We start from the raw sequence: 11,237 nt of genomic DNA, 5'->3' as shown, positions 1-11,237 counted from the left end.
GCGGGAACCCTGCGTAATCGACGACCACGCGCTCGACGGGGCAGGCGCGGCTCGCGCCCCCGCGCTCCTCAGCCCATGACCGGCAGGTGCGGGCCGAGGTCGGCCCGCTCGCCGCTGGCCGCGACCCGGGCCGCGTCCAGCGCCTCGTCCCAGGAGAGGCGCCCGGTGGCCAGCCGGATCCACGTCAGCGGATCCGTCTCGACGACGTTCGGCGGGGTGCCGCGGGTGTGCCGCGGGCCCTCCACGCACTGCACGGCCGCGTACGGCGGGATGCGGACCTCGACGGAGTTGCCCGGGGCGGCGGCGGCCAGCGCGTCGGCGAGCACCCGCACGACGGCGGCGACGGCCTGCCGGTCCAGCTCGACCTCGACGCCGGTGGCGCGGGTCAGGTCGTCGCTGTGGACGACCAGCTCCACCAGGCGCGTCACCGTGAAGTCCAGGGCGCGCATCGCGGTGAAGACGTGCGGCACGACCAGGTCGGCGCGCAGCGCGTCCTGCTCCTGCAGGGCGAGCAGTGCGGCCTCCGCGGCCAGCGCCGCCGCCGGGTCGGCGGTGGCCGCCGCGCTCTCCTTGGTGTCGGCGTCCAGCAGGTCCGCGATGCCGGCGGTGGAGCGGGCCCAGGTGTCCAGCCCGGTGACGGCCGTCCCCGGCGGCAGCGGTTCCTGCGCGAGCAGCTCGCGCACCGACGTGACCTGGCGCACGATGTGCACGACGAGCGTCCGCACGTCCCAGCCGGGCAGCCCGCTGTCGGCCGCCCACTGCTCGGGCGTCAACTCCCTTACCGCCGTGAGGACATGCTCCACCTGCGCGGTGAGCGCCCGCCAGGTGCGGTCGGGATCGTACGTACGGGCGCGGCGCGCGGCGGAACGGCGGGGGGTCGGCATGGCCCGAGCGTAACCGCCGCCCGCGCGCCGGATCAGCGCGTCAGCTCAGAGCGGACGTACACCGGCGGCACGTCCTCCAGCACCATGGCGTGGAACGGCTCGGGGACGTCGCCGAGGGCGACGACCTGCATCGGATCGGCCAGTTCGATCTGCGCGGCCGCGTCGATGAAGGCGTTGGCGGCGTCGGTGTCGGCGCCCGCCACGGCCGGGTCGTTCTCGTAGACGACCAGCAGCTTCTCCCGCGCGTCCGCCACCTGGTAGCGGGTCAGGTAGACCCGCAGCACGCCGGGCGCGGCGGTGATCCGCGGCAGCACGGCCTTCATCAGCGCGCGGTGCGGCACCCCGTGCTTCTTGATCCGGATCGGCGCGCCCGCCGGGAACGGCACGCTCGCGGCGATCACGGCCTCCCGTTCGTACGGCATCACCATCAGCGGGGAGGCGGCCCGCGGCCCGATCAGCAGCCCGCACTCCGGGTGGAGCCGCCGCAGCAGGTCCGGCACGCCGATCTGGAACAGCCGGTAGCCGTCCGGAAGGTCGCTCCGGATCTCCTCCGGATCGGTGTACGCCACCGCGCACACCGTGTCCCCCACGTCCGTGTACATCAGCTCCGGCCCCCGGTCGGTGGCCTTGACCCCGATCAGCACCGTGCTGTCCGCGATCCGGAAGACCAGCGGGTTGAGCGCCAGCTCCAGCGCCTCCACCGAGTCCGGGGGCAGCTCGTCCCCCTCCCCGTTCCCGCCGTTCCCGCTGTGCTCCCCGTGCTCCCCGTTCACAGCTCCACCTGCCCTTCCTTGCGCGCGTCCTCGTTCATGCGGTCCCCAAGGGGATGGCGGTGTCGGCGTCCGGCCAGCCGGGCGGGATCGGGGCGCTGATGCCGACGAAGTTGAGGCGGTCCCCCAAGGACATCGACGGTTTCTGACCGCCCGGGCGGCTGCCGGTCACGCCCAGGGTGAACGACGGCGGGAAGGTGAAGTGCGCGCGCAGCTCGTCGACATGGAAGGGGCGGGCCAGCGTCAGGCCCCAGTAGCCGAAGTGCGGGTCCGTGATGTGCCAGTCCTCGGCGACCTCGTTGCCCCACCGGATCTCGGCCTCGACCAGCGGGTCCAGGTGGGCGTGGGGGTTGCCGGGCGTGCCGGACCGGGCGATCCGGACCGGGTGCGCGGGTGGCGGGGTCACGGCGCTCACCTGCTCGGCGCTGTGACGTTCGCGCCGGTCACGCCGGTGCGGGTGAGGCCGGTGACGATGGTGACGCCGCCCTTGGCCGTGGCCGCCGTCGCGTTGTTGGTGAGGATGTGCGAGCCGGGCGCGAGGTCGAAGTTACTCAGCGGGATGCGGCCGCCCCCGCTCAGGTCGACGAAGCCACCGGAGACGGGCAGCGTGTGCCCGGCGGCGTCCACCACCGTGACGGCACCGCTGGAGAGATGAGCGTCCAGACCCGGGATGAAGTGCTGCGGGAGACCGCCACCGCCGAACTGCGGATTGGCCACCGCCCGCGACGACGCCGCCGGGATGTCGCTGTTGACGTGCAGGTTCACGGCTTCCACGCGGTAGTTGTGCTCGATGAACGCGTTGAGATCGGAGGGCCCGACCTGCACTCCCCGGCTGATCTCCGCCGAATCGCCGCCGAGCGAGGCGACCGTGCCGTCGGGCATCACGAAGCCCGTGAGCTTGGGGTGGAGGGCTTCCAGATCGGTCCCGGCCGGCAGCGTGGTGTCGTGCCACAGGTCGATGCCCGGGTATCCGCCGGAACCCTGCCACGCCCGCGCGGCCTGCGACGGCAGGAGATCGGCCGCCTGACGGCCGCCGCGCCACCCCTGCGACATCTCGGAGAAGCCGTTCCGCAGCGAGCCGAAGAACCCGGCGCCGTCTCCGAACCCGGCGCCGAAACCCGTGAGACCGCCTATCGCCCCGTACCGGAGCTCGGTTGCCATCGAGGTGAGCTTGCCCCACGCGGTGAACGGCAGGGCCCGCATCAGGCCGGGCAGGGCGGCGCGGCCCTCCCACAGGGCCTTGGCCGCCGTGCCCATGCCTTTGATCGCGCCCCATCCCGCACCAAGGATGTGGACACCGGCACCGATCAGGCCGCCCTCCTGGAAGGCGGTGCGCAGCTCGGCCAGAGTGGTCAGGCCCTTGGTCATCGGGATGCAGCTCAGGGCCGCGAGGGCCACATCCCACAGCGACGCCTGTCCTTGCGTGTACTTGTAGATCGTGTCCGCGAGGACGAGCAGGGCGGCGGCGAACACGATCCAGGCGATCGGGCCGCCGATGATCAGCGCAATGATGCCGCCGACCGCGACGACGATCTTGGCCACGGTGATCAGCCCGTGCCACACCTTCGCCGCGATGTCGCCGAGCTTGTGCCAGAACGAGTCCGGCGGGATGCCCGCGTTCGCCGCGTCGTGCAGCTTCCTGCTCGCCGTGTCCGCCGCGCCGTCACGCAGCGCCGCGGCCTGCCCGGCCAGCTTCTTCGCCGCCTCCAACTGCGCCTGCGGGCCGCTGAGCTGGGAGGTGAGCGAGTCGACCTGGGCCTGCGCGGCCGTGTGCTTGCGGGCCTGCTCCTTGACCTGCTGCGGATCCGGCGGTTCCGGTGGCGTGCCGGGCTTGTTCAGCGAGTCCAGGGTGCCGGTGGCGGTGGCCAGTTGGCCGTGCAGCGACTGCACCTTGTCGTAGACGTCGCGGGCCTGGGAGAGCGCGCGGTCGGCCTGGTCCTGCGCGTGGGAGAGGTCGGTGGCGTAGCCGTCGAGGGCGTCGGCGGCCATGTGGTGCGAGGTCGCCACCTTGTCGAGCTGGCCGGGGAACTTCCCGATCGCGTCCTTGAAGACGTCGCCGGCGGCGCCGATCCAGGTCATGGTGGCCTGGTCGCCCGCCAGGCCGCGCACGTTGGAGGCCGCGCCCTCGGCGTTGTCGGCGATCGTGCGGGTCCTGCGGGCGAGCTCGCGGACGCGCTGGACGTCGCCCGGCGTCGGGTCCGCGGGGAGGTCGAGGACGTGCCAGTCGGTGGGTCGGCCCATCGTCAGAGGCCCTTCACGAGGTCGGCGGCCGGGAAGAGGCGGAACGTGCCGGTGATCGCGTCGAAGACGTCCAGCAGCGCGGGCGCCAGCTCCACCGCGGGGCTGCTGCACGACACGACGGCGACCCGGTTGACGTCCGGCACGGGCACGTACGTCTGCATGGTGACCACCCGCACCGCGCGGGCCGGCCCGCCGGCGCCCTGGTCGGGATCCTCGACGTCCTCGACGCCGTAGGTGCGGGCGGCCGCGCCGGCGTGCGGCAGATCGACGGCGGCGACCTCGGTCCACGGGTCGTCGTCCCGCCGGGCGGGCCTGCTGCGGAAGGTGGAGAGCAGCGGCGAGACCCGGTCGTCCGCGTCGCTGCTGGCGTCGGCGGGGCCGGGCAGGAAGGAGACGGTGACGCAGGCCGGGAGCAGTCCGTCGGCGACCGGCTCGGCCATCACCGCGCAGTAGACGGCGCCGGCGTCCCAGGCCGAGGCGGCCTGCTTGCGGATGATCCGCACGATGTCGGCCCGGCGTTCCCGCAGTTCGGGCAGGTCGGTGATGCGACGGTTGACCAGGTCGGCGGCGGACGCGGCGCGCGTCGCGGGCCGGACGTCCACCTCGAACCAACTGCCCGGTACCGACAGGGCGTAGCCGTAGCCCGAGTCGAGCCGCGGCCCCTCGGTCACCGGTCGGCCTTCTGCGTCAGCTGCTTGGCCAGGTCCTCGTCGACCTTGGTGTACGCCTTGATCGCCTCGGTGACCATGGACGACAGGCTGCCCGCGGTGTGCTCGACGTGGCCGCGGCCGTCGCGCCAGTGGCTCTCGAAGTGGTGCATGGCGTCCCGGACGGAGCCGTGCCCGTAGTCGGAGTCGTACGCGTCGATGGCGGAGTGGCTCTCCTCCAGCCCCTTCTTCACCGTGTCCAGCTGTCCGCTGAACGTCTCCAGCGCGGTGAGGTCGTACCCCAGATCGGGCATCGCCGCTCCTGTCCCTCGTGCCCCCGTGCGCAGGCGCCACAGCTTGCCACAGGGATCCACGCAACCGAAGGCCCCGCGGTTCCCGGCCCCCTCGCAGCCGGACGCCCGCGCCCGGACCGACCCGCTCGTGCGGCCGGGAGCCGGGCGCGGGCGTCCGGTGACGGGCGCGAGGCGGTGCGCCTCAGCCCTGGCGGGGGCGCTCGAAGGTGAGGAGGAGGCCCTCGACGGCGCCGGGACCTATGCGGCCCTTCACGTCGGCGGCCGTGATGGACTTCAGCGCCCAGCCGTCCTCCGCGTGCTTGTTGAGCGTCTTCTCCAACTTGTCGCTGTCCAGGGCGTCGCCGATGAGCGACTCGCGGAAGGTGACGACCTTGTACTCGAACATGCCCGGTCCTTCGCTGTTGTTCCGTTCATACGGTCATACAGGTGTGGCGGGGACAGCCAACCACGAACGGGGCGCGGGCAGTCGAAGGCGCGGGCGGCTCGGGGCCGCAGGGGCCCGGGGCGTGCGGGCTCGGGGCTTCCGGGTCGTCGAGGGAAGCCGTCGTCGGGGGGATCGGTCGCCGCGGGGAACCGGTCGCCGAGGGGTGTCAGTCGCCGCGCCGCATGGCCCGCACGCGGCGATGGCTCCAGGCGAGCAGGCCGAGCAGGACCACGCCGGACAGGATGAGGCTGGACCCCGTGCTCCAGCCGGAGAACGGCAGGTCCGGCGCCAGGCGGGCGCCCCACACCACGCCCGCGGCGATCAGCGCGAGCCCGGCCAGGACGGAGCCGGCGATCCGCCAGGGCGAGGCGACACTCGCCTCCATCCCCTGCATCGCCTGCACCCTGACCGGCTCCTCGAAGCGGGACACCGCGGGCACCGCCCGCCCGAGGATGACCAGCCCGGCCAGCACCAGCAGCAGGCCGGGCCCGGGCAGCACGAGCAGGGCCGCGCCCACCAGCAGCACCACGGTGCCGATGGTGCCCAGCACCACCCGCTTGACCGGGTGGAGCGGCGGCCGCCCCTCCCGCCGGCCCTCGTCCGCCCGCCGTGCTGCGTTCATCCGCCCACCGTAACCGGATGGCCCCGCCCGCCGTCGTGACCGCGCCGCCGCTCTCACCGGCCGCGATGCACGACCGCGGCACCCGCCGGCCCGCCGGGCCCGAAGGCGGCGGCCACGTCCGGGCCGCCGCCGGAGCGGTACGTTCCGTGGCGCGTGGCCTTCCCCTCGGAACTCGTCCGGGAGTACGGCCTCGAGGTCGCTCGCGCGCACGCCCGCCTGATGGCGCACGTGCGCCGGCAGGGCAGGCCGCGCGGGGCGCACGATGTGATCGTCGCTGCGACGGCGGCGGCAACGGCACGTGCGGTCGTCAGGCTCGACCGTCAGGCGGCGTTCGCCGAACTTCCCGGTGTTCCTCCGTGCCCGACGAGTCCGCGAACGGCTGCTGGCCGGGCGCCACTTCGGCATGAAGGCGTGCTACCTGCGCGACGGGGACCGCGTCTTCGAGACGTACTGGACGACCGGCCGCGGGGTCGAGGCCATGGCACCCTCCTACGGCATCCTCGACATGACCGTCTTCGGACGGCAGGAGACCTGGGAGGACTCCCCGGCGGGCTGGCCGCAGCCGTACGGGACCCGCGGCGAGCAGTTCCGTGAGGGCGGCCGGCCGACCGCGCAGTGGGCCCGGGTCGCCGCCGGCCACGACGACGACCTGCGGGGCGGCCACCCCGGTGCGGGCGCCCCCGGCACCGGGGACTCCACGGACTGCTGCCACTGAGCCCGCGCCGGACTTCGCGACGGGACCCGAGGAGGAGGCCCGACCGCACGAGGCGCCCCGGCCGCAAAGCGGATCCGGGGCGCCTCGGGTGCGCGGAAGAACGGCCGGCTAGCCGAGCAGCGCGGGAATCGCCGTCTCGTGGGCCTCGCGCAGCTCCGCCAGCGGCAGGCTGAACTCGCCCTGGACGTCGATGTCCTGGCCGTCGATCACGCCGATGCGGGTGGCCGGCAGGCCGCGCGCGCCGCACATGTCGGTGAAGCGCATCTCCTCCGACCGCGGCACGGCCACGATGGCCCGGCCCGCGGACTCGGAGAACAGGAACGTGAACGCGTCCAGGCCGTCCGGGACGACCAGCCGCGCGCCGTGGCCGCCGCGCAGGCACGACTCGGTGACCGCCTGGATCAGGCCGCCGTCCGACAGGTCGTGCGCCGCGTCGACCATGCCGTCGCGGGACGCGGAGATCAGGATCTCGCCCAGCAGCCGCTCCCGGTCCAGGTCCACCGCCGGCGGCCGCCCGCCGAGGTGGTCGTGGACGACCTGCGACCAGGCCGAGCCGCCGAACTCCTCGCGGGTGTCCCCGAGCAGGTAGACCAGGTGGCCCTCGTCCTTGAACGCGATCGGCGTGCGCCGCGTCACGTCGTCGATGACGCCCAGCACCGCGACCACCGGGGTGGGGTGGATCGCCACGTCGCCGGTCTGGTTGTACAGCGAGACGTTGCCGCCGGTGACCGGGGTGCCCAGCGCCAGGCAGCCGTCGGCCAGGCCGCGGGTGGCCTCCGCGAACTGCCACATCACCGCCGGGTCCTCGGGGGAGCCGAAGTTGAGGCAGTCGGAGATCGCCAGCGGCTTCGCGCCGGCCGCGGCGACGTTGCGGTACGCCTCGGCCAGGGCGAGCTGCGCGCCCGCGTACGGGTCGAGCTTGGCGTACCGGCCGTTGCCGTCGGTGGCGACCGCGACGCCGAGGTTGGTCTCCTCGTCGATCCGGATCACGCCGGAGTCCTCGGGCTGCGCCAGCACCGTGTTGCCCTGCACGAACCGGTCGTACTGGTCGGTGATCCACGCCTTGGACGCCTGGTTGGGCGAGCCCACCAGCGCCAGCACCTGCGCGCGCAGCTCCTCCGCAGTCGCCGGCCGCGGCAGCGCGTTGGCGTCGTCCGCCTGCAGCGCGTCCTGCCACTCGGGGCGGGCGTAGGGGCGCTGGTACGTCGGGCCCTCGTGGGCGACCGACCGCGGCGGAACGTCGACGATCTGCTCGCCGTGCCAGAAGATCTCCAGCCGCGTGCCCTCGGTGACCTCACCGATGACGGTCGCGATGACGTCCCACTTCTCGCAGATCTCCAGGAAGCGGTCGACCTTGCCGGGCTCGACGATCGCGCACATCCGCTCCTGCGACTCGCTCATGAGGATCTCCTCGGGCGAGAGCGTCGCGTCGCGCAGCGGGACGGTGTCCAGCTCGACCCGCATACCGCCGGAACCGGCGCTGGCCAGCTCCGAGGTGGCGCAGGACAGGCCCGCGCCGCCGAGGTCCTGGATGCCCGCGACCAGCTCCTCGCGGAAGATCTCCAGGGTGCACTCGATGAGCAGCTTCTCCTGGAACGGGTCGCCGACCTGGACCGCGGGCCGCTTGGCCGGGCCGGTGGACTCGAAGGTCTCCGAGGCCAGCACGGACACGCCGCCGATGCCGTCGCCGCCGGTCCGCGCGCCGTACAGGATCACCTTGTTGCCGGCGCCGGACGCCTTGGCCAGGTGGATGTCCTCGTGCTTCATCACGCCGACGCACAGTGCGTTGACCAGCGGGTTGCCCTGGTAGCAGGGGTCGAAGACGACCTCGCCGCCGATGTTGGGCAGGCCCAGGCAGTTGCCGTAGCCGCCGATGCCCGCGACGACGCCGGGCAGCACCCGCTTGGTGTCGGGGTGGTCGGCCGCACCGAACCGCAGCGGGTCCATCACCGCGACCGGCCGGGCGCCCATCGCCAGGATGTCGCGGACGATGCCGCCGACGCCGGTGGCCGCGCCCTGGTAGGGCTCGATGTACGACGGGTGGTTGTGCGACTCCACCTTGAAGGTGACGGCGTAGCCCTGGCCGACGTCGACCACGCCGGCGTTCTCGCCGATGCCGACGAGCAGCGCGTCGGTCTGCGGGGCCTTCTCGCCGAACTGCTTCAGGTGCACCTTGCTCGACTTGTACGAGCAGTGCTCCGACCACATCACGGAGTACATCGCCAGCTCGGCGCCGGTCGGGCGCCGACCGAGGATCTCCCGGATGCGGGCGTACTCGTCCTCCTTGAGGCCGAGTTCCTTCCACGGCTGCGCCGCCTCGGGCGTCTGCTCGGCCTGCTTGACGGTATCGAGGGTCATGCGGAGACCAACTTCTTGAGTACCGAGGTGAAGAAGCCGAGCCCGTCCGTGCGGCCGGTGCCGACCAGCGGCTCCACGGCGTGCTCGGGGTGCGGCATCAGGCCCACGACGTTGCCCGCCGCGTTGGTGATGCCGGCGATGTCGCGCAGCGACCCGTTGGGGTTGCCGTAGCCGTCGGCCTCCGGGCCGCCGGTGGCGTAGCGGAAGGCGACGCGGCCCTCGGCCTCCAGCTCGTCCAGGGTGTGCTCGTCGGCGGTGTAGCGGCCGTCGATGTTCTTCAGCGGGATGGAGATCTCCTGGCCCGCCGCGTAGTCGGAGGTCCAGGCCGTCGTGCTGGTCTCGACCCGCAGCCGCTGGTCGCGGCAGACGAAGTGCAGCGCGGTGTTGCGCAGCATCGCGCCGGGCAGCAGGTGCGCCTCGCACAGGACCTGGAAACCGTTGCAGATGCCGAGGACCGGCATTCCGGCCCGCGCCTGCTCGATGATCGTTTCCATGACGGGCGAGAAACGCGAGATCGCGCCGGCCCGCAGATAGTCGCCGTAACTGAAGCCGCCCGGCAGAACCACCGCGTCGACCTGCTTGAGGTCCTTGTCGCGGTGCCACAGCGCCACCGCCTCGGCACCCGCCACCCGCACCGCGCGCTGCGTGTCGCGGTCGTCGAGTGTTCCCGGGAATGTGACGACGCCAATGCGTGCAGTCACGACTCCACCTTTACATTGAAGTCCTCGATCACGGTGTTGGCGAGAAACGTTTCCGCCATCTCCCGAATGCGGGCGAGGGCGGCGTCGTCGACCGGTCCCTCGACCTCCAGTTCAAAGCGCTTTCCCTGACGGACGTCGGAGATCCCGTCGAAGCCCAGACGCGGCAGTGCGCGCTGGACCGCCTGGCCCTGGGGGTCGAGGATCTCCGGCTTGAGCATGACGTCGACTACGACGCGTGCCACTGGCACTCCCGGTGGTGTGGTGCGTGAGGTTCTCTCAGCGTACCCGGTGGGAAAATCTACGCGCGTTGATATAGCAGTGCGTCACAGCCCCCGATCGGAGGGTCCGGATCACGTTTATGTATCGGCTGACGAAATGCCTGGGGAAACGTCGGCGGAAAACATAGGGTCCCCGTGCGAAGAGACGGTCACCCGATGCTTGCCGCGGGCCTTCTGCGGGAATTAACAGGAACGTCGGGTATCACCGTCGCAGCTTTTCGTGACACCACCTGTGACACATGTGACATCAGCACAAAAGAAAACGTGTCGACAGCCCCGGCCGGCCGGGGACGACCGCGCGGCCCTCCCACCGCGGCAGCCCGCCGCCCCCCTCCGCTCACCGCCGGCGCCCTCGTGAGCCGATGGCCTGAGAAAGGACCGATCCATATGGCGCAACGCGTACTGGTCACCCTCGCCGATGACCTGGACGGCGGCGAAGCCGCGGAAACCATCGCTTTCGGCGTCGACGGGCAGTGGTACGAGATCGACCTCTCGGCCAAGAACGCGGACAAACTGCGCACCGATCTGGCGCCTTACGTGGAGGCCGGCCGCCGCCGCACCCTTTCCGGCCGCGCTTACAAGCGCACCCCCATCGCCCCGACGCCCGCCACCGTGCGCGCCTGGGCCCAGTCCAACGGCTTCGAGGTACCGGCTCGCGGCCGGATTCCCAAGAAGGTCTACGAGGCCTTCAACAAAGCGAGCTGACGCGCGAGTTGGCCGGCCGGTCGATCACCGGGCGATGGGCGGCGGGGTGCGTGCGGCGTACGCCACCCGGCCGCCCCGGCCGATTGGACAGCCACCCCCACCCGTCCGCTAGTGTGGTGCTCACGCCGAAGGGCAGGGCCGAAAGGCCAGGTCAGCGGAGTACATGCGGGTGTAGCTCAGTAGTAGAGCGCCCCCCTTCCAGGGGGGAGGCGCAGTGTGCAATTCCTGTCGCCCGCTCTGGTCACTGGTATAGTGACTGCAGCACGTGCGGACGTGGCTCAGTTGGTAGAGCATCACCTTGCCAAGGTGAGGGTCGCGAGTTCGAATCTCGTCGTCCGCTCCACACAGGCGAAGGCCCCGGTCAACGACCGGGGCCTTCGTCATGTCCGCGCCCTGGTGCGGGCCGCCGGAAAGCTGTTTCGGCATCCTCCGGAGCATCGGGTACAGTGGCTGCACCACCTGCGGACGTGGCTCAGTTGGTAGAGCATCACCTTGCCAAGGTGAGGGTCGCGAGTTCGAATCTCGTCGTCCGCTCCACACAGGCAAAGGCCCCGGTCAACGACCGGGGCCTTCGTCAT

The 11,237-nt window shown here is 72.1% G+C and carries 13 protein-coding genes and 3 tRNA genes; 5 read left to right on the top strand and 11 right to left on the bottom strand.

Features of this window, described 5'->3' with window-relative positions:
* Positions 1-68 precede the first annotated feature (68 nt).
* From ACH4TG_RS06980 to ACH4TG_RS06945, 8 genes are all read right to left on the bottom strand, one after another.
* Entirely contained in the window at positions 69-884 is an 816-nt protein-coding gene (locus tag ACH4TG_RS06980) for a sterol carrier family protein (protein ID WP_398241098.1), read from the bottom strand.
* 32 nt (positions 885-916) lie between these two features.
* Positions 917-1,657: a hypothetical protein gene (locus ACH4TG_RS06975; protein ID WP_398241097.1), complete on the bottom strand. Its 741-nt coding sequence runs from the start codon at positions 1,655-1,657 to the stop codon at positions 917-919.
* Between the two features lie 34 nt (positions 1,658-1,691).
* A complete protein-coding gene (locus ACH4TG_RS06970) occupies positions 1,692-2,060 on the bottom strand; it encodes a hypothetical protein (protein WP_398241096.1) in 369 nt (122 codons plus the stop codon).
* A 5-nt stretch (positions 2,061-2,065) separates the two neighbouring features.
* On the bottom strand, positions 2,066-3,895 hold the full coding sequence (locus tag ACH4TG_RS06965) for a WXG100 family type VII secretion target (protein ID WP_398241095.1): 1,830 nt from the start codon (positions 3,893-3,895) through the stop codon (positions 2,066-2,068).
* A gap of 2 nt (positions 3,896-3,897) precedes the next feature.
* Positions 3,898-4,566 carry a hypothetical protein gene (locus ACH4TG_RS06960; protein WP_398241094.1) on the bottom strand — a complete coding sequence of 223 codons (669 nt, stop codon included), beginning with the start codon at positions 4,564-4,566 and terminating at the stop codon, positions 3,898-3,900.
* Positions 4,563-4,856 (bottom strand): DUF6507 family protein, encoded by a 294-nt coding sequence (locus tag ACH4TG_RS06955; protein WP_398241093.1) that lies wholly within the window; start codon positions 4,854-4,856, stop codon positions 4,563-4,565. The genes ACH4TG_RS06960 and ACH4TG_RS06955 overlap by 4 nt, the downstream gene beginning before the upstream one ends.
* 181 nt (positions 4,857-5,037) lie before the next feature.
* Positions 5,038-5,241: a DUF4177 domain-containing protein gene (locus ACH4TG_RS06950; RefSeq protein ID WP_398241092.1), complete on the bottom strand. Its 204-nt coding sequence runs from the start codon at positions 5,239-5,241 to the stop codon at positions 5,038-5,040.
* Positions 5,242-5,446: 205 nt separating this feature from the next.
* Positions 5,447-5,902: a PGPGW domain-containing protein gene (locus ACH4TG_RS06945; RefSeq protein WP_398241091.1), complete on the bottom strand. Its 456-nt coding sequence runs from the start codon at positions 5,900-5,902 to the stop codon at positions 5,447-5,449.
* A 346-nt stretch (positions 5,903-6,248) separates the two neighbouring features.
* On the opposite strand from ACH4TG_RS06945, the gene ACH4TG_RS06940 reads away from it, so the two are divergent.
* Positions 6,249-6,617 (top strand): DUF899 family protein, encoded by a 369-nt coding sequence (locus ACH4TG_RS06940; RefSeq protein WP_398241090.1) that lies wholly within the window; start codon positions 6,249-6,251, stop codon positions 6,615-6,617.
* Positions 6,618-6,725: 108 nt separating this feature from the next.
* On the opposite strand, the gene purL is transcribed toward ACH4TG_RS06940, so the two are convergent.
* Genes purL through purS form a run of 3 tightly spaced genes read right to left on the bottom strand, consistent with a single transcriptional unit; the run spans position 6,726 to position 9,918 of the window.
* Positions 6,726-8,975 carry a phosphoribosylformylglycinamidine synthase subunit PurL gene (purL, locus tag ACH4TG_RS06935; RefSeq protein WP_398241089.1) on the bottom strand — a complete coding sequence of 750 codons (2,250 nt, stop codon included), beginning with the start codon at positions 8,973-8,975 and terminating at the stop codon, positions 6,726-6,728.
* Positions 8,972-9,676 carry a phosphoribosylformylglycinamidine synthase subunit PurQ gene (purQ, locus tag ACH4TG_RS06930; protein WP_398241088.1) on the bottom strand — a complete coding sequence of 235 codons (705 nt, stop codon included), beginning with the start codon at positions 9,674-9,676 and terminating at the stop codon, positions 8,972-8,974. Before purQ ends, purL begins: the two co-directional genes overlap by 4 nt.
* Complete coding sequence (gene purS / locus ACH4TG_RS06925; protein ID WP_069463024.1) at positions 9,673-9,918, bottom strand: phosphoribosylformylglycinamidine synthase subunit PurS; 246 nt, start codon at positions 9,916-9,918, stop codon at positions 9,673-9,675. The genes purQ and purS overlap by 4 nt, the downstream gene beginning before the upstream one ends.
* 423 nt (positions 9,919-10,341) lie before the next feature.
* Here purS and ACH4TG_RS06920 point away from each other — a divergent pair, with 423 nt between their 5' ends.
* From ACH4TG_RS06920 to ACH4TG_RS06905, 4 genes are all read left to right on the top strand, one after another.
* A complete protein-coding gene (locus tag ACH4TG_RS06920; RefSeq protein WP_398241087.1) occupies positions 10,342-10,659 on the top strand; it encodes an Lsr2 family protein in 318 nt (105 codons plus the stop codon).
* A 165-nt stretch (positions 10,660-10,824) separates the two neighbouring features.
* Positions 10,825-10,896, top strand: a tRNA-Gly gene (locus ACH4TG_RS06915).
* Between the two features lie 30 nt (positions 10,897-10,926).
* Positions 10,927-11,002 (top strand) — tRNA-Gly (locus ACH4TG_RS06910).
* A 118-nt stretch (positions 11,003-11,120) separates the two neighbouring features.
* Positions 11,121-11,196 (top strand) — tRNA-Gly (locus tag ACH4TG_RS06905).
* Positions 11,197-11,237: the final 41 nt, after the last annotated feature.

Source organism: Streptomyces sp. NPDC020917 (assembly GCF_044333795.1).
Classification (GTDB): Bacteria; Actinomycetota; Actinomycetes; order Streptomycetales; family Streptomycetaceae; genus Actinacidiphila.
This window is presented reverse-complemented; position numbering and strand designations above follow the sequence as displayed.